Annotated in this window: 21 protein-coding genes; 15 read left to right on the top strand and 6 right to left on the bottom strand. The window is 63.8% G+C overall.

The genetic code is table 11. The features are described 5' to 3' along the window. Positions 1-140: 140 nt before the first annotated feature. Complete coding sequence (locus PSTAB_RS20510) at positions 141-677, top strand: gamma carbonic anhydrase family protein (RefSeq protein WP_013984495.1); 537 nt, start codon at positions 141-143, stop codon at positions 675-677. A gap of 6 nt (positions 678-683) precedes the next feature. Here PSTAB_RS20510 and PSTAB_RS20505 read toward each other — a convergent pair whose 3' ends face one another. After that, complete coding sequence (locus tag PSTAB_RS20505) at positions 684-1,109, bottom strand: VOC family protein (protein ID WP_011915155.1); 426 nt, start codon at positions 1,107-1,109, stop codon at positions 684-686. A gap of 176 nt (positions 1,110-1,285) precedes the next feature. Here PSTAB_RS20505 and PSTAB_RS20500 point away from each other — a divergent pair, with 176 nt between their 5' ends. Further along, on the top strand, positions 1,286-2,269 hold the full coding sequence (locus PSTAB_RS20500; protein WP_013984494.1) for a zinc-dependent alcohol dehydrogenase family protein: 984 nt from the start codon (positions 1,286-1,288) through the stop codon (positions 2,267-2,269). A 112-nt stretch (positions 2,270-2,381) separates the two neighbouring features. After that, the gene (locus PSTAB_RS21835; protein ID WP_013984493.1) at positions 2,382-2,555 is read left to right on the top strand and encodes a hypothetical protein; all 174 of its coding nucleotides are present in this window, start codon (positions 2,382-2,384) and stop codon (positions 2,553-2,555) included. 21 nt (positions 2,556-2,576) lie between these two features. Here the strand turns inward: PSTAB_RS21835 and pgm are convergent, their stop codons facing one another. Continuing rightward, entirely contained in the window at positions 2,577-4,241 is a 1,665-nt protein-coding gene (gene pgm, locus PSTAB_RS20495; protein ID WP_013984492.1) for a phosphoglucomutase (alpha-D-glucose-1,6-bisphosphate-dependent), read from the bottom strand. Positions 4,242-4,493: 252 nt separating this feature from the next. Between pgm and PSTAB_RS20490 the strand changes: the two genes are divergently transcribed. The 3 genes from PSTAB_RS20490 to PSTAB_RS22005 all read left to right on the top strand — a co-directional run bounded on the left by PSTAB_RS20490 (position 4,494) and on the right by PSTAB_RS22005 (position 6,357). Next, positions 4,494-4,691, top strand: coding sequence for a DUF2934 domain-containing protein (locus PSTAB_RS20490; protein ID WP_013984491.1), 198 nt, complete (start codon positions 4,494-4,496; stop codon positions 4,689-4,691). A 186-nt stretch (positions 4,692-4,877) separates the two neighbouring features. Beyond that, positions 4,878-6,128 carry a YdgA family protein gene (locus PSTAB_RS20485; RefSeq protein ID WP_013984490.1) on the top strand — a complete coding sequence of 417 codons (1,251 nt, stop codon included), beginning with the start codon at positions 4,878-4,880 and terminating at the stop codon, positions 6,126-6,128. A gap of 22 nt (positions 6,129-6,150) precedes the next feature. Further along, entirely contained in the window at positions 6,151-6,357 is a 207-nt protein-coding gene (locus PSTAB_RS22005; protein WP_335324194.1) for a DUF945 family protein, read from the top strand. Positions 6,358-6,478: 121 nt separating this feature from the next. Here PSTAB_RS22005 and PSTAB_RS20480 read toward each other — a convergent pair whose 3' ends face one another. Both PSTAB_RS20480 and PSTAB_RS20475 read right to left on the bottom strand, forming a co-directional pair. After that, a complete protein-coding gene (locus tag PSTAB_RS20480) occupies positions 6,479-7,381 on the bottom strand; it encodes a LysR substrate-binding domain-containing protein (RefSeq protein WP_013984488.1) in 903 nt (300 codons plus the stop codon). Positions 7,382-7,507: 126 nt separating this feature from the next. After that, on the bottom strand, positions 7,508-8,047 hold the full coding sequence (locus tag PSTAB_RS20475) for a DUF421 domain-containing protein (protein ID WP_013984487.1): 540 nt from the start codon (positions 8,045-8,047) through the stop codon (positions 7,508-7,510). A 415-nt stretch (positions 8,048-8,462) separates the two neighbouring features. On the opposite strand from PSTAB_RS20475, the gene PSTAB_RS21680 reads away from it, so the two are divergent. From PSTAB_RS21680 to PSTAB_RS20445, 8 genes are all read left to right on the top strand, one after another. Continuing rightward, on the top strand, positions 8,463-9,041 hold the full coding sequence (locus PSTAB_RS21680) for a hypothetical protein (RefSeq protein WP_148263430.1): 579 nt from the start codon (positions 8,463-8,465) through the stop codon (positions 9,039-9,041). Between the two features lie 40 nt (positions 9,042-9,081). Continuing rightward, complete coding sequence (locus PSTAB_RS20470) at positions 9,082-10,062, top strand: IS5-like element ISPst7 family transposase (RefSeq protein ID WP_013983409.1); 981 nt, start codon at positions 9,082-9,084, stop codon at positions 10,060-10,062. A 255-nt stretch (positions 10,063-10,317) separates the two neighbouring features. Continuing rightward, on the top strand, positions 10,318-10,983 hold the full coding sequence (locus PSTAB_RS21675; RefSeq protein WP_148263429.1) for a hypothetical protein: 666 nt from the start codon (positions 10,318-10,320) through the stop codon (positions 10,981-10,983). 154 nt (positions 10,984-11,137) lie between these two features. Further along, positions 11,138-11,704 (top strand): DUF1993 domain-containing protein, encoded by a 567-nt coding sequence (locus PSTAB_RS20465; RefSeq protein ID WP_080565006.1) that lies wholly within the window; start codon positions 11,138-11,140, stop codon positions 11,702-11,704. A gap of 249 nt (positions 11,705-11,953) precedes the next feature. Beyond that, the gene (locus PSTAB_RS20460) at positions 11,954-13,789 is read left to right on the top strand and encodes an ABC transporter ATP-binding protein (RefSeq protein ID WP_013984484.1); all 1,836 of its coding nucleotides are present in this window, start codon (positions 11,954-11,956) and stop codon (positions 13,787-13,789) included. A gap of 150 nt (positions 13,790-13,939) precedes the next feature. Beyond that, positions 13,940-14,560 carry a Type 1 glutamine amidotransferase-like domain-containing protein gene (locus tag PSTAB_RS20455; protein ID WP_013984483.1) on the top strand — a complete coding sequence of 207 codons (621 nt, stop codon included), beginning with the start codon at positions 13,940-13,942 and terminating at the stop codon, positions 14,558-14,560. Positions 14,561-14,703: 143 nt separating this feature from the next. Further along, on the top strand, positions 14,704-14,997 hold the full coding sequence (locus tag PSTAB_RS20450; RefSeq protein WP_013984482.1) for a GNAT family N-acetyltransferase: 294 nt from the start codon (positions 14,704-14,706) through the stop codon (positions 14,995-14,997). Positions 14,998-15,092: 95 nt separating this feature from the next. Then, positions 15,093-15,497, top strand: coding sequence for a hypothetical protein (locus tag PSTAB_RS20445; protein WP_013984481.1), 405 nt, complete (start codon positions 15,093-15,095; stop codon positions 15,495-15,497). Positions 15,498-15,620: 123 nt separating this feature from the next. On the opposite strand, the gene PSTAB_RS20440 is transcribed toward PSTAB_RS20445, so the two are convergent. After that, positions 15,621-17,438 (bottom strand): bifunctional metallophosphatase/5'-nucleotidase, encoded by a 1,818-nt coding sequence (locus PSTAB_RS20440; RefSeq protein ID WP_013984480.1) that lies wholly within the window; start codon positions 17,436-17,438, stop codon positions 15,621-15,623. Between the two features lie 226 nt (positions 17,439-17,664). Between PSTAB_RS20440 and PSTAB_RS20435 the strand changes: the two genes are divergently transcribed. Then, complete coding sequence (locus tag PSTAB_RS20435; RefSeq protein ID WP_013984479.1) at positions 17,665-18,168, top strand: DUF4126 family protein; 504 nt, start codon at positions 17,665-17,667, stop codon at positions 18,166-18,168. A gap of 55 nt (positions 18,169-18,223) precedes the next feature. On the opposite strand, the gene PSTAB_RS20430 is transcribed toward PSTAB_RS20435, so the two are convergent. Further along, complete coding sequence (locus tag PSTAB_RS20430) at positions 18,224-18,616, bottom strand: hypothetical protein (protein WP_041771895.1); 393 nt, start codon at positions 18,614-18,616, stop codon at positions 18,224-18,226. Between the last annotated feature and the right edge of the window lie 174 nt (positions 18,617-18,790).

Here is an 18,790-nt window from a genome sequence, read left to right as displayed (position 1 = left end):
TGTCGTGCTTTTTCAACGCCGGTCGGCCGGTTGTTACTCTGACCACGGCGGGCGGCATGCTGCTCAGCCCGGGTCCGCAGCGGCAATGCCGGCCATCTTAATTACAATCGACCCTTCCCGCAGCCAAAGAGGTTTCTATCGTGGCGATACGCAGCTACCAAAACAGCACTCCGACACTGGGCGAGCGCGTGTTCGTCGACGACTCCGCCGTGGTCATCGGCGATGTGGAAATCGGCGCCGACAGCTCGGTGTGGCCGCTCACGGTGATCCGCGGCGACATGCACCGCATCCGCATCGGGGCGCGCTCGAGCATCCAGGACGGCAGCGTGCTGCACATCACCCATGCCGGGCCGTACAACCCGGACGGCTTCCCGCTGACCATCGGCGACGAGGTCACGGTCGGGCACAAGGTCACGCTGCACGGCTGCACCCTGGGCAACCGCATTCTGGTGGGCATGGGCTCGATCGTGATGGACGGCGTGGTGGTCGAGGACGAGGTGATCATCGGCGCCGGCAGCCTGGTGCCGCCTGGCAAGACGCTCGAGTCGGGCTACCTCTATGTTGGCAGCCCGGTGAAGCAGGCGCGCCCGCTGACCGACAAGGAGCGCAGCTTCTTCAGCTATACCGCCGGCAACTACGTCAAGCTCAAGGACCAGCACCTCGCCGAGCGCGGCTGATCCCGCTCACTTGGCGAACAGCTGACCGATGTCCTTGAACGCCTTGAACTCCAGGGCGTTGCCGCAGGGGTCGAGCAGGAACATGGTCGCCTGTTCGCCGACCTGGCCCTGGAAGCGCACGTAGGGCTCGATCACGAAGCGCGTGCCGCGCGCCTTCAGCCGCTCGGCCAGCGCCTCCCATTGCTCCCAGCCGAGTACCACGCCGAAGTGCGGCACCGGCACGTCGTGGCCATCCACCGGATTGCTGTGCGCCGCCTCCTGATGCGGCATCTTCGGCGCCTCGTGGATCACAAGCTGGTGGCCGAAGAAATCGAAATCCACCCAGTGATCGCTGCTGCGGCCCTCGGCACAGCCGAACGCCTCGCCGTAGAAGGCGCGGGCGGCGGCCAGATCGTAAACGGGAATGGCGAGATGGAAGGGCGAAAGCGTCATCGGGTCGTACTCCGGAAATGGCAAGACGTTTCGAGTGTAGAGACTTTCTGGCCGTACCGAGCATCGCCGGTGGGCTTCAGCCCGGCAGAAGCGCCTTGATTCACAACCGTCCCTAGAGCCTTTTTTCGCCGATCGGCCTACCCTGCAGCAGACCGGAGACGAAAGGAGAGACGTCGATGCGTGCCATGTTGCTGGAACAGATTGGCCAACCCCTGCAGCTGCGCGAGCTGCCCGTGCCGCAACCGGGGCCTGGCGAGGTTCGCGTGCGGGTGCTGGCCTGTGGCGTCTGCCGCACCGATCTGCACGTGGTCGACGGCGAACTGCCGGAGGCGCCGCTGCCGATCATTCCCGGCCACGAGATCGTCGGGCGGGTCGACGCCTTGGGCGAGGGCGTGACCGGCTTCGAGCCGGGCCAGCGGGTCGGCATTCCCTGGCTGGGGCACACCTGCGGCACCTGCAGCTACTGCCAGCACGCCGAGGAAAACCTCTGCGACGCGCCGCAGTTCACCGGTTACACGCGGCCCGGCGGCTACGCCGAATACGTGGTGGCCGATGCCCGTTTCGTTTTTGCCCTCGGCGAGGAGGGCGACCCCGTGGCGCTGGCACCGCTGCTCTGCGCCGGGCTGATCGGCTGGCGTTCGCTGGTCAAGGCCGGTGACGGCAAGCGTCTCGGGCTGTACGGCTTCGGTGCCGCGGCGCATATCGTCATGCAGGTGGCGCGCTGGCAGGGGCGCGATGTGTATGCCTTCAGCCGCCCGGGCGATGTGGCGGCGCAGGACTTCGCCCGTTCGCTGGGCGCGGTCTGGGCCGGTGATTCGGGCGAGCTGCCGCCGGTGCCGCTGGATGCGGCGATCATCTATGCGCCGGCGGGCGAGCTGGTGCCGGCCGCGTTGCGCGCGCTGCGCAAGGGCGGCCGGGTGGTCTGCGCCGGCATCCACATGAGCGATATCCCGAGCTTTCCCTACAACATCCTCTGGCAGGAGCGCGAGGTGGTCTCGGTGGCCAATCTCACCCGCCAGGACGGCCTGGAGTTCTTTCCGGTGGCCGCCCAGGTCGGCATCCATACCGAAACCCACGCCTACCCGCTGGAGCAGGCCAACCAGGCACTGGATGACCTGCGCAACGGGCGTTTCCAGGGTGCTGCGGTGCTGGTGCCCTAGCGAGATGCGCCAGGGCGCAAAGCCCTGGCGCGGTGCGGCGAACGGCAAGGATCGGATTGGCGATGGTGCAGTCACACTCCAGACAGCCAATGCCAAATGAAGGAGCCCCGCCATGAGCGTCACCGTGAGCAAGCTCCAGGGCGACGAGATTCCCGAGCATCTGCGCGGGCCGGATATCCGGGTGGTGTACCGGGTGACCGATGCCGAGGGCCACAGCCGCTACCTCACCGACGAAGTCGAAGCTGCACAGCTGGCGGTCAGCATCAGCGACCGCCAGCAGCGATAGCCCGGCGTGGGGCCGTGAGCCTCAGCCGGCCAGCACCGAGTCCACCAGCGCCTTGGCCTCGGCCTGGATGCGTGCCAGGTGCGCTTCGCCCTCGAAGCTTTCGGCGTAGATCTTGTACACGTCCTCGGTGCCGGACGGCCGCGCGGCGAACCAGCCGTTCGCCGTTTCCACCTTCAGCCCGCCGATGGCTGCGCCGTTGCCCGGTGCCTCGGTGAGGATGCGCGTGATCGGCTGGCCGGCCAGCTCCTTCGCCGAGACCTGCGATGCCGACAGCTTGCCCAGGCGTGCCTTCTGCTCGCGATTGGCCGCGGCGTCGATGCGCTGGTACACCGGCGCGCCGAAGCGGTCGGTCAGCGCCTGGTAGCGTTCGCTCGGGTCCTTGCCGGTGACTGCGGTGATCTCCGCCGCCAGCAGGCCGAGGATCAGCCCGTCCTTGTCGGTGGACCAGGCTCCGCCCTGCTTGTCGAGGAACGAAGCGCCGGCCGACTCCTCACCGCCGAAGCCCAGGCTGCCATCCATCAGGCCGTCGACGAACCACTTGAAGCCCACCGGCACCTCCACCAGACGGCGGTCGATGCCGGCGGCAACACGGTCGATCATCGAGGAGGACACCAGCGTCTTGCCGATGCCGGCCTCGGCGCTCCAGCCCGGGCGATGGGTGAACAGGTATTCGATGGCCACCGCCAGGTAATGGTTGGGGTTCATCAGCCCGCCGGAGCGGGTGACGATGCCGTGGCGGTCATGGTCGGTGTCGCAGGCGAAGGCCACGTCGAAGCGGTCCTTGTTCTCGATCAGCCCGGCCATGGCGTGCGGCGAGCTGCAGTCCATGCGGATCTTGCCGTCCCAGTCCAGGCGCATGAAGCGGAAGGTCGGGTCGACCACCGTGGACAGCACCTCCAGCGGCAGGCCGAAGCGCTCGGCGATGCGCGGCCAGTAGTGCACACCGGCGCCGCCCAGCGGGTCGACAGCGAACTTCAGGCCCGAGCCGCGGATGGCGTCGAGGTCGATCACCCGCTCGAGCCCGCCGACATGGGCGTCGATGAAATCGAAGCGCTGGGTGGTGGCGGCCTTGAGCGCCTGGCGGTAATCCATGCGCTTGACGCCATCGAGACCGGCGACCAGCAGCGCATTGGCGCGTTCCTGAATCCACTTGGTCACGCCGGTGTCGGCCGGGCCGCCATTGGTGGGGTTGTACTTGAAGCCGCCATCGCCCGGCGGGTTGTGCGACGGCGTGATGACGATGCCGTCGGCCAGCCCGCTGGTGCGGCCGCGGTTGTAGCTGAGGATCGCGTTGGAGATCGCCGGGGTCGGGGTGTAGCCCGGCTCGCCGCCGGTTTCCGGGCAACCGGCGTCGATGCGCGTCTCGATGCCATTGGCCGCCAGCACTTCCAGCGCCGAGACGAACGCCGGCTCGGACAGCGCATGGGTGTCCATGCCCATGAACAGCGGGCCGTCGATGCCTTCCTGGCGGCGGTAATCGCAGATCGCCTGGGTGGTGGCGAGGATGTGCCACTCGTTGAAGCTGCCCTTGAGCGAGGAACCGCGATGCCCGGAGGTGCCGAACGCCACCTGCTGCGCCGGGTCTGACGGGTCCGGCCGGTCGCTGTAGTAGCGCGCCACCAGGCGCGGCAGATGAGTCAGGGTGTGCGGGTCGGGCAGGCGTCCGGCGTTGGGGGCGATGCTCATGGGGCGGTCCTTTGTGAAGAAGGCGATGCGCCGGCCGATCCGGGCGCGGCGAAGAGCGAATGAAACGCCAGTCGGCGTCGTTTATCCAGAGCTAAGACCGCAGCGACGGTGGCGGTTCCCTGATCGGCAGGTCACGCGCTGCTGCGTCCCCGGCCAAGCGCGCTCGTCGCCCCGCCGGAACCTGTAGCGGGCCGGCCTTTCTTCTGCTTAACGGCCGGCAATTCGCCGGCCCGTTACCCGGAGATTTCAGCCATGAACGTCGACGAACGCATCCGCCAGCGCGCCTATGAAATATGGGAAGCCGAGGGCCGCCCCGAAGGCCAGGAAGCCGACCACTGGCAGCGCGCCCGGGACGAGATCGAGCCCTTCTACAAGGAAGGCAACGCCGAAGCCGGCGGCATCGAAAGCAGCGTGGCCATTCCGATGCCGAAATCGGGTAGCGACCGATAGCGGCGCCGGCAGGGCGGCGAGGACGCGCGGCACGCGTCGTCCCGCCCGAATCTGCTGCGACGTTCTCAGCCTTTTCATCCGGATGCCTGGTGCGCTGGAGCCTGTCGAGGCGCGCTGCTAGAGTGCCGCCGCTTGCCAACCACCGGCTGACAGGACGTCTGCCCAGCCGCCGCACAGGATGCTTCCATGAAAAAGCTCGCGCTCGCCGTAGCCGTACCCCTGGCCCTTTTCGGGGCCGCCACTTTCTACACCAGCACCCAGGTCGAATCGACCGCCCGCGATGCCGTCGACCAGGCCAACCTCAAGTTGCGCGAGATGGGCGTCGGCGCCGGTGCCGATGTCAGCCTCAGCCTGCTCAGCTTCGAACGCGGCCTGCTGTCCAGCACCGCGCGCTACCAGATCGACATCGATGTAGCGGATGACGACGGCAACACCGAGCACTACGCCCTGCTGCTGAACGATCGCCTCGAACACGGCCCCTTTCCCGTCTCGCGCCTGAGCCGCGGCCAGCTGATGCCGGTCGCCGCGCAGAGCCACTTCGAACTCGAACGCACGCCGCTGACGCAGAAGCTGTTCGACGCCGCCTCCGGCGAAGTGCCGCTGGTGGGCGAGGTGACCATCGGCTACGACGGCGGCCAGGCCGGCGATCTGCGCACGGCCGCGCTGAATATCGAAGACGAGGACGGCAGCGTGCGCATCGCCCCCGCCAGCCTCAACTTCGAGGCGAACAGGGACGGCAGCGACGTACGCATGGACGGCGAGCTGGCGGAAATCGATATCGACCTGCAGCGCAGCGACAGTGGCCAGCCGGTACAGGTGAGCCTGCGCGGCATCGGCCTGAGCGCCGACAAGCAGGATTACGACGCCGGTTTCGGCTTCGGGCCGTCCGCCATCACCCTGGAGCGCATGGAAATCAAGGCCGGCGACGAACCCGCCGTGGTCATCCAGCAGGCCTCCGTCGAGGAGGCACTGAGCCGCGGCAGCCATGGCCTCGATCAGACCATCGGCTACCGCATCGGCGAGGTCAGCGCCAAAGGCCAGACGTTCCGCAACCTCGCCCTCGTCTTCAGCCTGCGCAACCTCGAGGAAAGCAGCCTCAAGGCCCTGGTGGCGAGCTACAAGGACATCCTCGACCAGAGCGCCACCCCGCAGGAATCCTTCGCCGGCATGACCAGCGCCCAGCAGCAGGCACTGCAGGCCCACGGCCTGCAACTGCTCGAGCACAAGCCGACCCTGGCCCTCGACGAGTTCGGCTTCGAAACCGCCCACGGCGCGGCCCGCCTGTCGGTCGTGCTCGACCTGCAATCGCCGAGCGCAGAAGCCTTCACCCCGGACGCGATGATCACCAGCATGCTCGCCTCGCTCAAGGCCGACGCCGGCATCGACAGGAACCTGGTGCGAGACATCGCCGGGCTGGTCGCAGAACAACGCGCGTGACGGCCAGCTCGACCAGGCGGCACTGCAGCAGGAAACCGAGGCCGCCACCGAGCTGTTCAGTGGCATGGCGCTGAACACCGGCTGGTCGCGTCTGGAGGGCGAGCGGCTGGTCAGTTCGCTGCACTACGCCAATGACAAGGTGACCTTCAACGGCCGCGAAATGAGCGTGCCGGAGTTCCTCGGCTTTGCCTTCGGCTCCGTACAGAACGCCGGCCTGCTGGGGCAATAGTCGGCGCTACTGACGCACCTGGGAAACGGCCCTGCCATCGGTGACCGATGGACAGGGCCGTTTCACTTCCTGGCGTTCGACCGGCGCCACCGCTGTGGATACCCGGACGCGCGACCCATGCTCAGTCGTGCGGGGCGCCGGCTCCCAGGCGCTCACTCAGATAATCCAGAAAACAGGTGATGCGCGAAGCCAGCGCGGTGTTGCGGTAGTACACCGCGTTGATCGGCTGGCGCACGTCGACGCGCTGCGCCGCCAGCACCTCCACCAGCTCGCCGCGCTGGCGGTCCCGGCCAGTCATGAAGTCCGACAGGCTGGCGATCCCTTCGCCGGCCAGCGCCAGCTCGCGCACCGTGTCGCCGCTGGAGGCGCGTAGCGCCGGGTTGATCCGCCAGCTTTCGCCCAGCGCGTGGCGCAGCGGCCAGTCGTTGAGGCGATCCGGCTCGGTAAAGCCGATCAGGCTGTGCTCCGCCAGGTCCTCGACCTGTTGCGGTGTGCCATGCCGTGCCAGATAGGCCGGGCTCGCCAGCACCCGGCGCGTGGTATGGCACAGCGGCCGTGCATGCAGGCTGGAATCGGGCAGCGGGCCGATGCGGATGGCCAGATCGATGCGCCGCTCCAGCAAATCGACGATGCGGTCGTCGCTGTGCAGCTCCAGCTCGATCAGCGGATAGCGCGCGCGGAAATCGCCGATCAGCGGGACGATCACATGCAGCATGAACGGCGACGCGGTATTGACCCGCAAGCGCCCGGCCGGCGCCTGCCGTCGCAGGGCCATCTGTTCCTCGGCTTCCTCGACGCTGGCCAGAATCCGCCGCGCCTGCGCCAGGAACGCCGCGCCTTCCTCGGTCAGCTCGAGACGCCGCGTGGTGCGGCGCAACAGCGTCACCGCCAGCTTCTCTTCCAGCCGGCTCAACGCCCGGCTGACGCCCGAGGCTGTCTGCTCCAGCTGCTCGGCCGCGGCGCTGATCGAGCCACTGTCGACCACGCTGACAAAGGCAAGCATTTCGTCGAGGTTGGTTTTCATCGGTGGGAATCGCATCGAAGGGCTGAGACAACGAGTCTGGCGGCAGCGCCGCACGGCGGCAACCGGACCGGCGCGGGCGCGCGACGGCACCCCCGATGATCAAGCTCTGCCAAGTGGCTCACGGCCTCAAACGCCTCTTTCGTTCGGCCCCGGCACATTCACCCCGTCCAGCGTGGACCGGCTGTCGCCGGCGCCATCGGTGATCACGCTGAAACTGCAATCGGTCTCCAGCACCACCGCCTCGATGCCATCCAGCGCGGCCAGCCCCTGGCTGCGCGCCGCAGCCCGCACCTCGTCCTCGGTCACTCGCGCCACGCGCATGGCATCGCCGAGAAAACGCCCGCGAAAGAACAGCAACGCCGGCTCGCCCGTCACCGTCCGCCGGACCCAGGCCACCCGCACGCTGGACCAGGTGACCGCATACTGCAGCCCGATCAACAGCGCGAACGCCAGCACCCCCTCGGCCAGCGACACATTGCGATTGAGCAGAATCGTCGCGAAGGTCGAGCCCAGCGCCACCGTCACCACCAGATCGAACGCATTCATCTTCGACAACGTCCGCCGCCCCGAAAGGCGCAACAACAGCACCAGACTGATATAGGCCAGCACGCCTACCACCAGCGTGCGTATCAACGTCGTTCCGCTACTGAAAAACATGCCTTCCACGATCACCTCCGCAACTGAGCCATGCAGGGGTGGACAGGGTAGGTGGGCGGAAAGTGCATACGGCGCGAGTCACCGCGCGTCAGGCTGCAGTTTGAAAATTGGGGATTAATCCATCGTCTGCTTTACCCATACGGAAGCAGTGGCTAATGTGCCATCACGCGCAGCAATTGCGCATTAGATCCAGGTTCCGCTGTGACGCTACGAGCTACCGCTGCCCGTCGCGCTCGCGGCTACATTATAAGGACCTGCACCGAGCAAAAGCTGGTGCATAAAAAGCAATACGGGCGCTGATATCGCTGTATTGCCCAGGCTAGAGCAGGTCTGTGCGAAACGAAGAGAATGTTATACCGACGCCCGTTCGGCGTGTTATGCACCAATTGGAGTCTGGTTATAGTTATAAGAAACAAGGAAAATTATGATCTCAAGAGTTTTTACAATAGTTACTCTTTTAATTATTTCAACCGTAGCTCTTTCAGAAGATCTAAAGAGTCATGGTGACTGGATTGTTCACCATGCGACTGGTCTATCTGCAAAAAACAGAGGCGCGCTAGCGGCTACAATTACAAATGACATAACATTTGGGTTTGAATGCCGCGCAGATACAAGTCAAGCGTGGATATTTATTAATTTTGAAGGAAATATAAACGAGTACAAAGAAAAAATTTATACGATTTCAATCGGCGACAAAGCAACAAGGCCGCTTATTGGTTATCCCATTCAAAAAAATAGTAACTATGTAAGCATCAGATTAACATCTATCGGCAATGACAGTATCGATGAATCATTCAGGCTCCTTCAATCATCAAAAAAACCAGTTGATGTTATTTTAGAATCTCATAACTCCAACAATAAAAATGAGCAGCCTCAAGTTTTTTATTACACCATTAGCTCCAAAGGCTCAACAAAAGCCTTAACTGAGGTGCAGCATGCATGTCGTCAAACTAGTTTTACCGGAATGCATGTATCTAAGGAAACTCTGAAGAAGACTTCCTGATTTTGGCAAGATCCCCGGACTCCACTCACCGAGTTTTCCGATGAAGCAGATGACCTTCGCCGATGCCGAGTACGCCGGCAAGCGCAAGCAGACCCGCAAAGAGCTGTTCCTGATCGAGATGGATCGGGTGGTGCCCTGGAAGGGGCTGATAGCCCTGATCGAACCGCACTACCCCAAGGGTGAAGGCGGCCGTCCGGCCTATCCGCTGATGGCGATGCTGCGGGTGCATCTGCTGCAGAACTGGTTTGGCTACAGCGATCCGGCGATGGAAGAGGCGCTGTACGAGACCACTATCCTGCGCCAGTTCGCTGGGCTGAACCTGGAGCGTATCCCCGACGAAACCACCATCCTGAACTTCCGTCGCCTGCTGGAGAAACACGAACTGGCTGCCGGCATCCTGGCCGTGATCAATGGCTACCTGGGCGACCGAGGTTTGTCGCTGCGCCAAGGCACCATCGTCGATGCCACGCTGATCAATGCGCCGAGTTCGACCAAGAATAAAGACGGCAAACGCGACCCGGAAATGCACCAGACCAAGAAGGGTAACCAGTACTACTTCGGCATGAAGGCGCACATCGGCGTGGATGACGAGTCGGGTTTGGTGCACAGCGTAGTAGGCACTGCCGCCAACGTGGCGGACGTTACCCAAGTCGACAAGTTGTTGCATGGCGAGGAAAACGTGGTCTGCGCTGATGCCGGTTATACCGGTGTCGAGAAGCGTGCCGAACATGATGGTCGTGAGGTGATCTGGCAGGTGGCGGCACGGCGCAGCACTTACAAGAAACTGGGCAAGAGCAGCCCGCTTTACAAAGCCAGGCGCAAGATCGAGAAGGCCAAAGCCCAGGTGCGGGCCAAGGTCGAACACCCGTTCCGGGTGATCAAGCGCCAATTTGGCTATGTGAAGACGCGCTTCCGTGGCCTGGCAAAGAACACCGCGCAACTGGTGACACTCTTCGCGCTGTCGAATCTGTGGATGGCTCGACGACATTTACTGACGAATGCAGGAGAGGTGCGCCTGTAATGTGGAAAATGGCTGCTGCGAGGTGCTCGCGGCGGCTAAAAACACAGAAATAAGCGGGCGATCTGATCGTTTTTGATCGGTTGACCGCTTTCAAAATCGGCGGAGGCTGAAGTCAGCCAGAAATACAGGGCTACTTCAGACCATCCCTAATTAATTCATGCTTATAACAATTGGTTCAAACCGCTCGCTGCGCTCGGTGGGATGGGCTAAAGCCCGCCCTTAACCAAACGTTAGTGCTAAAACGTATCTGAGGTTATGGAACAGATAATCGATTGGACAAATGAAAACTCGGGATTTCTGGCCCTAATCTTATTTCTGGTGACCATATTTTTAGGTTGGATAAGCGGGATTTTCAGAGCCTTAAAGAGAAGGCCAATATTAAAGGTTGAGGTTTTACAGGGGCCAACATTTTGTGCTTCGTTTGACACACCTAGAACATGGTATGGTCATCAGGCTCATAGAACTGCTATCTCTCTATATTTGTCTATAACAAACGTTGGTAATGCACCAACAGATATAAAGTCGATCCATGTAGGTTATAAATCGCAGAGTCACTTTTTTCCATTTCGGTGGTTCTGGCTTAAGGAATTGACTGTTTCAAGATCCGATTTTGTTATGAGGCTAGGCGAGGATTCAAAAGTATTTCCATTCTTGATGCAAAGAAATCAACTTTCTGACAACAACGTTGATACATATTTGCTTGAAGGTAAGAGGTGTAATGGGGTGGTTTACTTTGAGCAAGAAGAGTCATGGGGCAATTACTTGCCCAGAATAATTGGCAATAGAATGAAGATCAAGGTCAGGGTCTACGATGTGTATGGAAATTATTATTCTGTGATATCTGTCATAAATAAAGTAACTCTTGATGCTGCTAAAAGGGTTTGTGAGAAATTTGGGGAAACAAGAGAGTCACATGCCTGAGTATAACGCCCTAACAAACCAGTGAAGTGAGCGCCGGGGCGTCGGACGCGCTAAAAGCGCGCGCCTGTTATGACGGAAAAAGGCGATAGATTTATTTTCAGGTGGCTAGCTTCGTAGCATCCTCTCCGGCGTAGCTCCCACAAGGTCCAAACCCATGCAACTATCAACCCTCCTGGTCCCAACCTACACCCAAATGCTCAAAACCCTCTCAGGCTGGCTGAAGAAGGCGCAGGCCCAGCTACCGGAAGCCGACGCGCAGGCGTTGTTATCCGCGCGGCTGGCGCCGGATATGTTTCCGCTGTCGACCCAGATTCGCTTTGCCTGCGTGCAGGCGCGAGAGGCGGTGTGCCGGCTGAGGGGTGAGGTTTTCCCGACTGTGATCAACGAGTTGCTGGACGAGGGGAGGCAGGCGGGTGAGCGGCCGGGCACGCTGGCCGATGCCTATGCCCGGATCGATGAAACGGTGGCGGTGCTCGACGGCCTTGCAGCCGATGCGCTGGATATGGACGCGGACAAGCCCATCGCCCACGAGCTGGCGAATGGAATGATCTTCGACCTGACCGCGGAGCAATACGCCCGTGACTGGACGCTGGCGCAGTTCTATTTCCACGTGATGACCGCGTATTCGATTCTGCGTAAGGAGGGGATCGAGCTGGGCAAGGCGGACTACGTGGCGCATATGCTGCCTTATCTGCGGCCGGAATCGATGCCGAAGGGCTAACGAGGTGGCCTGAACTTAACGCGTGGAAAAGGCTTCGCCGTTTTCCACCCTACGCATGCGCGCTGTCGGCAGAGGAGGCCGAGTGGCGTAGGGTGGACAACGCTGCGCTTGTCCACCGATGCGAATCGACGGGCAGGGCAGATGGTTGGCGAAACGCTCGCGGGTTCGGGGCGTCCAGCCGGATGCCGCGCCCGAGCGGTCGAATTCGGGAAAGACGCCCGCCCACCCCGCCACAAAGCAGACCTCCTCATGTTGTTCCGCCGTTTCGAAAACCTGATCGACGTCTTCAAACCCAGCCCGGATGTTGCGCCGCCGGCCGGGATGCTGCGCTTCTATGCCCACTACCTGAAGCAGGTCTGGCCGCTGATGACGGCTGTGCTGGTGGTGGGCTTTTTCGCGGCGCTGATCGAGGTGGCGCTGTTCAGTTTTCTCGGCCAGTTGATCGATATGGCCCAGGCAACCGATGACGCGCGGACCTTCTTTCCCGAGCACCGCAACGAGTTGCTGTGGATGGCGGCGGTGGCGCTGATCATCCGGCCGCTGGTATTCGGCCTGCACAACCTGCTGACCCATCAGGCGATCAATCCGGGGCTGACCAATCTGATCCGCTGGCAGAACCATCGCTACGTGCTCAAGCAGAGCCTGAACTTCTTCCAGAACGATTTCGCCGGGCGCATCGCCCAGCGCGTGATGCAGACCGGGCCGTCGCTGCGCGATTCGGCCATGCAGGTGATCGATGCGCTGTGGCATGTGGTGGTCTATGCCGGCAGCGCGCTGTATCTGTTCGCCGCCGCCGACCTGCGCCTGATGGTGCCCTTGCTGCTGTGGATCGTCGGCTACAGCGCTGCGCTCTGGTACTTCGTGCCGCGTATCCGCGCTCGTTCGGCGGCGGCGTCCGCGGCGCGTTCGAAGGTGATGGGGCGGGTGGTGGACGGCTACAGCAACGTCGCCACGCTCAAGCTGTTCGCCCATTCGCGGGAGGAGGAGAGCTACGCCCGCGAGGCGATGCAGGAGCTGCTCGGCAAGTTCCGCCTGCAGTCGCGGGTGATCACCAGCCTGGATTTCCTCATCACCTGCATGAACGGCCTGTTGATCGTCGGCACCGGCGCGCTGGCGCTGTGGCTGTGGAGCGAGGCGCTGATCACCACAGGCGCAATCGCCCTGGCGCTGGGCCTGGTGATCCGCATCAACAACATGGCCGAGTGGATCATGTGGGTGGTCAACGGCATCTTCGAGAACGTCGGCACCGTGCAGGACGGCATGAAGAGCATCGTCCGGCCGCGCGATGTGCTCGACCCCATGGACGCCAGGCCGCTGCAGGTGGAGCAGGGCGGCGTGCGCTTCGAGGATGTGCATTTCCATTACGGCAAGCAGGGCGGGGTGATCAGCGGGCTGACCATCGACATTCGCCCAGGCGAGAAGATCGGCCTGGTCGGGCCGTCCGGCGCCGGCAAGTCGACGCTGGTCAACCTGCTGCTGCGCCTCTATGACCTGGAAAGCGGGCGCATCCTCATCGACGGGCAGAACGTCGCCGAGGTCAGCCAGGAAAGCCTGCGCGCCAATATCGGCGTGGTCACCCAGGACACTTCGCTGCTGCACCGTTCGATCCGCGACAACCTGCGCTACGGCAAGCCCGACGCCACGGAAGAAGAACTCTGGACCGCGGCGCGCAAGGCCCGCGCCGACGCGTTCATCAAGACCCTGGACGACAGCCAGGGCGGCAAGGGCTTCGAGGCGATGGTCGGCGAGCGCGGCGTGAAGCTCTCCGGCGGGCAACGGCAGCGCATCGCCATCGCCCGGGTGCTGCTCAAGGACGCGCCGATCCTGGTGCTCGACGAAGCCACCTCGGCGCTGGATTCGGAGGTCGAGGCGGCGATTCAGGAGAGCCTGGATACCCTGATGGAAGGTAAGACGGTGATTGCCATCGCCCACCGGCTGTCGACCATCGCGCGCATGGATCGACTGGTGGTGATCGACGAGGGCCAGGTGATCGAAACCGGCACCCACGCCGAGCTGATCGCCCGCGGCGGCCTCTATGCGCGGCTGTGGCAGCACCAGACCGGTGGTTTTGTCGGGGTGGATTGATAGCAAACGGGCAAGCCAGGGGTTTTTCGTCCACTCTGCTTGTCGGCCTGTTGGAAGGCGCGGCGCAGCAGCGCTGAGCTATCCCGCCGTGTTCTCAATAATCAGGGGAGGGTTGGGCGAGCCTGAATCGAGTCGAGCGCAGAGGTGCATATGAACATTTTCCTGACATCCTCCTTTGCTGAAGTCGTGGACTTGTTTGTCAGGTTCACCGGAGGCGAGTGCCGCGGCAGGACGGTTACGCTGATTCCTACGGCGAGCCTTGCCGAGGAGGTCAATTCCTACCTGCTCGCAGCCAAGGACGCACTCGTCAAGGCGGGCCTGGTTATTGATGAGCTGGACGTTTCCAGCGCAAGTCGGGACGAAATCGTCGGCAAGCTCGAACGCGGCGATTACATCTATGTGTCCGGCGGCAACACCTTCTTTCTGCTGCAGGAGCTCAAGCGCACAGGCGCGGACCTGCTGATCGCCGAACACGTCAGAGCCGGGAAGTGCTACATCGGCGAATCCGCCGGCTCCGCGATACTCGCCCCCAGCATCGAATACATAAAGGCGCTGGATGATGTTTCTGCCGCGCCTGATCTCGAGTCCTTTGCGGCCTTGGGGTTGGTCGATTTCTACCCGCTGCCGCATTACCGAAACGAGCCGTTTGCCGAGGCTGTCGAGCAGGTGCTGAAAGAGCATGGGGATGCGCTGGATCTCCGACCATTCAGCAATAACCAGGCGATCGCCTTGTCGGGCGGCCATGCCGAGCTTCAAACCGGTGGTGATTGAGTTTCATACCCGGCCCGAGCCTACTTGCGGCCCACCTTGGGCGAGTCGGCGCAGGGCGTTTCGTCGTCGATCCATCTGAACCCTCCCACACCGCGTCCACTCGTACCTCTAGCCACAGCCAAAGAACCGAGAGGGAATCTGCCATGACCGATAAACAAGCCAGCGTCCGCCACGATGCTGCGCAGCAGCGCTATGAACTGCTGGTGGAGGGCCAGCCACTCGGCTTCGCTGCGTACAGCGAGCAGGGCGAGCGGATGGTCTTCACCCATACCGAGGTCGACCCCAGCCTGTCCGGGCAGGGGCTGGGTAGCGTGCTGGCCAAGGGCGCGCTGGACGATGCACGGCGGCGCGGCAAGCGCGTGGTGCCGCAGTGCGAGTTCATCGCCAGGTACATTGAGCGCCACGAGGAATGGCAGGACCTGGTCGATCCGCTCTGAGGTCGATATGCAGCGGCGGGCTTCAGCCCGCCAACGGTCGCGACCGGGGTGATGGTCGTGGTGTGCCGCCGCCTGGCTTAGCAGAGGGCAATCGCGTGGATGGTCGAGAGTTTGTCTGGGCGCATTTCAAGCTCAATGCCGAGCAGCGCCTGCGGGGCTTCAACTTCTTCGTGGTGCTGGCGATCTTTGCCGATGGCGGTGTACTGGCGGCCCTGCAGCAGGGCTTCTCGCCGGGGCTGCTGATTCTACTGGGCGCCTTCACCGTCTTGCTGGCGCAGGTATTCTGGCTGGTGGACGCGCGCAGCCGGCAACTGCTGGAGCTGACCATCGTCGCACTCAAGGAGATGGAGGCCGACTATCCCGAGAGTTACCGGCTGTTCGCCGCCGATGCGCTGGGGCAGAGCCGGGTGATCAGTTACACCTTCGCCATCCGCGCACTGCTGCTGGCGCAGATGGGCTTCGGCCTGGGTGTGGTCGGCTACGGACTCTGGCAATGGTGATGGCGCCGCGCGACCTGTGGCGGGTCACGCGGCGATGGCGCTGTAGCTCGTTGCAGCTACGCGGGGGATGGCGGGTGGGCTGACGCCCGGCCCTACGGGGTGTCGGCCTCGTTTGTTCCGGCTTCAATCCACCCGCTGGATACGCCCCTCGACGCTGGCGCTGAACGGTTGCGGCAGGGCTTCGATGTAGCCCACCAGCGCATCCAGATCCACCGGGCCGACGACGCGGTTATGGCCTTCGTTGAGGATGGTGAAGTTGTCGCCGCCGCCGGCCAGGAAGGAGTTCACCGTGACGCGATAGGTTGCCGCCGGGTTGATGGGGGCGCCGCTGGCGTCGCGCATTTCGATCACGCGGTTGCCCTCGGGGCGGTTCGCGGCCCAGCTGTACAGGATGCCGGAAGGCTTGAGCAGGCGCGGGTAGCTCTGGCCGACCCACTGCTGTTCGAGCAGGGTCTTGATCTGCGCGCCGGTGAGGTCCATCGAGACCAGGTCGTTGGCGAACGGCTGGATGGCGAACAGTTCGCCCCAGGTGACCTCGCCGCCGTCGAGGTCCGCGCGGATGCCGCCCGGGTTCATGAAGCTGATCTGCGCACCGGTGGCCACGCGCTGGGCGTCGGCAATCAGGTTGCCCAGTGCGGATTCACCGGCGGGCGTCTCGGTGCGGGTGATGGCCCCTTGCGCGAGGCCGACCACCCGCGCCACCAGCGGCTCGACGCGGGCATCGGCCTGGGCCACCAGCGCGGCGACTTGCGGGTCCGGCGTGAGGCCTGCGCCCTGGTCGGCCCAGGTGGTGAGGATCGCAGCGGATTTCTCGACGACGTCGCGGCTGCGGCGGCTGACCAGAAGCTCGATGTCGGCATAGGCGGTGCCCGCCGAGAAGGCCTGCGTCACCAGGATCGGCTTGCCGTTGGCGTTGGGTAGCAGCGCGTTGGTGAAGCCGTGGGCATGGCCGGAGATGACCACGTCCACCTCGTCATCCAGGCGCTTGACGATATCGACCACCGGGCCGACCACGGTGTCCGCCTGGGCGTTGGTCGGGCCGTTGTAGCTGGTCTGCTGGCCGCCCTGGTGCAGCGCGACGATGATGGCGCGCACGCCCTGGCGGCGCAGTTGTGCCACCGAACGGTTGATGGCGGCCGCTTCGTCGATGAAGCGCAGGCCGGCCACGCCGCTGGGCGAGACGATGGAGGGGGTTTCCTTCAGCGCGGCGCCGATCACGCCGATGCGTACGCCGCCGGCGTTGTAGATGGTGTGCGGTGGCAACAGCGATCGGCCGCTCGACTGATTGATGACGTTGCTCGACACCGTGGGGTAGCGCGCGCCCTGCCAGTTATCTTCGAGGTAGGGACCATTGGCATGGTTGCCACCAGTGAGCTGGCGCAGCAGCTCATTCTTGCCATAGTCGAACTCGTGGTTGCCAAGCGTGCCGACCACGTTGCAGCGCTGCTGGGCGAGGGGCTGGGCGCTGCGGGGCAGCTTCATCTGCCAGCTGAATGGACGGCAGAACGGATTGGCCAGCAGGTTGAGCAGGCTGATCGCAGGCTCGTCGCGCAGCAGGGCGGAGTTGGGTGGCGAGGCGCCGACCTGGTCGCCGTCGTGAACGATGAGGGTGTACTCGCGGATGGCCGATCTGAGGTAGGACGCCAGCACCGCCGCGCCGCCTGCCGGCCGTCCGGCAACGGTGCGCGGCGACAGCTGACCGTGGAAGTCGTTGATGCCGAGGATGTTCACCGACACCACCGGCTCGGGGCGCCAGTCCGGTGCGCGCCAGCGGCGTCGCTCGCTGGCCTGCTGCCGGGCCTGCAGTCCTTCCTGGCGCTCCTCGCGGTAGTCCTGCTCGGTGGAACCGTGCTCGGGCTGTTTCTGGGTCTGGGCCAGCGTTGGGGCGGCAAGGCCGATCAGGCCTGCGGCGAACAACCAATCCAATACGCGCATACGCATTGTTGTTTTCCTCGGGTGCGGTGGGATGGGCAGGGACCGAAACTAGGAAGCTCAGGTGGCAGGTTGATGACGGCCGGTTTGCGTTATGACGAGCGCCGACGTGCGGCTTCGTAGCGAAGTGCCATGTCTGTCGCGTCCTGGTGTCGCCCGTCGATGCCCGACAGATGGCGCCGAACGCCTGCTGCCCAAGGCCGGTCGGTATTAGCAACCACCGGGAGATCTGACGATGTCGACTTCGAGCAATCTGATATGGGCCGCGCTGGCGATCGGGGCGGTGACGGGCATGCGCAGCATGCTGGCGCCGACGCTGGTCAGCCGGGCGTTGAGCGAGCGCGATGATCTTGCCGGGGCGGGGGAGGCCGCGCAGTTGCTCACATCGGATACGGCGCAGACCTTCCTGCCAGTGCTCGCGGCCAGCGAGATGATCGGCGACAAGATGCCCTTCGCGCCGGACCGCACCATCGTGCCGTCGATGATGTTCCGCGCGCTTTCCGGCGGTGCGAGTGCGGCGGCGCTGGCGGGTGTGCGCCGCGAGCCCGTGCTCCTGCCCGCGCTGCTCGGTGCGACGGCGGCGCTGGTCGCCGCCAGGGTCGGGCTGGGCCTGCGCAAGCCGTATCAGCCCAGACCGCTGGTCAATGCCGTGCTGGGTGCAGTCGAGGAGTGCCTGGCGTTGACGGTTGCTCGAGTCGGGCTGCGGCGCGCGTTGGGAGACGGCCGGGGCGAACGCTGAGGCGTGCGAAAGGTGGAAACGGCGCTGCCGTTCCCCCCTGGGCGTTTGCCGGGCCTCAGTCGGCGCGGCGGCCGGGCTTGTGCGGGTTGCTGCCTAGCAGACGCGTGTTCGCATCCGGGTAGCGATAGGCAAAGAGGGCGTGCTGCTTGGCCAGTTCGGCCTGCATGGCTTGCTGCTCGTGTACGGGCAGCTTGGCCAGGTATTTCCGGATGATGGCGTACTTGGCGAACATCAGTTCGTCGAAGGCTTCCTGCTGTTCGATCTCGTAGGCTCTGGCGCGGCGCTCGCGCAGTGCGGCCTGGTCGGTGTGCATGTTGGCGCCCTCGTGCAACACGAACGCACGCTGCGAATCGCCTTCGGTCTGCTCCATGGCAAGCCGGGCGGCCCAGGCGGTCGGGACGAAGGACAGACAGAGCAGCAGGCAGACGGTGGTTCTCGGCGCAAGCATGGCGCGGCTCTCGGCAAACGCGCGGCCGACGGGCCGCTCGAGGTGCAGATTACGCCAGCCCTGAGCTGCGCTCACTCACGCTGGCTGATGCCAATCGCCGCAGGGGTGGCAGCGGCGACGACAGGGTGGGCTGCAGCCCACCCTCGCCGTTCCTCGCTCACGCCTGGCGACGAC

The sequence above is a fragment of the Stutzerimonas stutzeri genome, from assembly GCF_000219605.1.
Classification (GTDB): Bacteria; Pseudomonadota; Gammaproteobacteria; order Pseudomonadales; family Pseudomonadaceae; genus Stutzerimonas; species Stutzerimonas stutzeri.
This window is presented reverse-complemented; position numbering and strand designations above follow the sequence as displayed.

What these genes read in the sequence shown, in the direction of transcription:
- PSTAB_RS20505 (WP_011915155.1), bottom strand. Translation starts at nt 1,109, where the DNA reads ATGACGCTTTCGCCCTTCCATCTCGCCATTCCCGTTTACGATCTGGCC.
- PSTAB_RS20500 (WP_013984494.1), top strand. Translation starts at nt 1,286, where the DNA reads ATGCGTGCCATGTTGCTGGAACAGATTGGCCAACCCCTGCAGCTGCGC.
- PSTAB_RS21835 (WP_013984493.1), top strand. Translation starts at nt 2,382, where the DNA reads ATGAGCGTCACCGTGAGCAAGCTCCAGGGCGACGAGATTCCCGAGCAT.
- pgm (WP_013984492.1), bottom strand. Translation starts at nt 4,241, where the DNA reads ATGAGCATCGCCCCCAACGCCGGACGCCTGCCCGACCCGCACACCCTG.
- PSTAB_RS20490 (WP_013984491.1), top strand. Translation starts at nt 4,494, where the DNA reads ATGAACGTCGACGAACGCATCCGCCAGCGCGCCTATGAAATATGGGAA.
- PSTAB_RS20485 (WP_013984490.1), top strand. Translation starts at nt 4,878, where the DNA reads ATGAAAAAGCTCGCGCTCGCCGTAGCCGTACCCCTGGCCCTTTTCGGG.
- PSTAB_RS20480 (WP_013984488.1), bottom strand. Translation starts at nt 7,381, where the DNA reads ATGAAAACCAACCTCGACGAAATGCTTGCCTTTGTCAGCGTGGTCGAC.
- PSTAB_RS21680 (WP_148263430.1), top strand. Translation starts at nt 8,463, where the DNA reads ATGATCTCAAGAGTTTTTACAATAGTTACTCTTTTAATTATTTCAACC.
- PSTAB_RS20470 (WP_013983409.1), top strand. Translation starts at nt 9,082, where the DNA reads ATGAAGCAGATGACCTTCGCCGATGCCGAGTACGCCGGCAAGCGCAAG.
- PSTAB_RS21675 (WP_148263429.1), top strand. Translation starts at nt 10,318, where the DNA reads ATGGAACAGATAATCGATTGGACAAATGAAAACTCGGGATTTCTGGCC.
- PSTAB_RS20465 (WP_080565006.1), top strand. Translation starts at nt 11,138, where the DNA reads ATGCAACTATCAACCCTCCTGGTCCCAACCTACACCCAAATGCTCAAA.
- PSTAB_RS20460 (WP_013984484.1), top strand. Translation starts at nt 11,954, where the DNA reads ATGTTGTTCCGCCGTTTCGAAAACCTGATCGACGTCTTCAAACCCAGC.
- PSTAB_RS20455 (WP_013984483.1), top strand. Translation starts at nt 13,940, where the DNA reads ATGAACATTTTCCTGACATCCTCCTTTGCTGAAGTCGTGGACTTGTTT.
- PSTAB_RS20450 (WP_013984482.1), top strand. Translation starts at nt 14,704, where the DNA reads ATGACCGATAAACAAGCCAGCGTCCGCCACGATGCTGCGCAGCAGCGC.
- PSTAB_RS20440 (WP_013984480.1), bottom strand. Translation starts at nt 17,438, where the DNA reads ATGCGTATGCGCGTATTGGATTGGTTGTTCGCCGCAGGCCTGATCGGC.
- PSTAB_RS20435 (WP_013984479.1), top strand. Translation starts at nt 17,665, where the DNA reads ATGTCGACTTCGAGCAATCTGATATGGGCCGCGCTGGCGATCGGGGCG.
- PSTAB_RS20430 (WP_041771895.1), bottom strand. Translation starts at nt 18,616, where the DNA reads ATGCTTGCGCCGAGAACCACCGTCTGCCTGCTGCTCTGTCTGTCCTTC.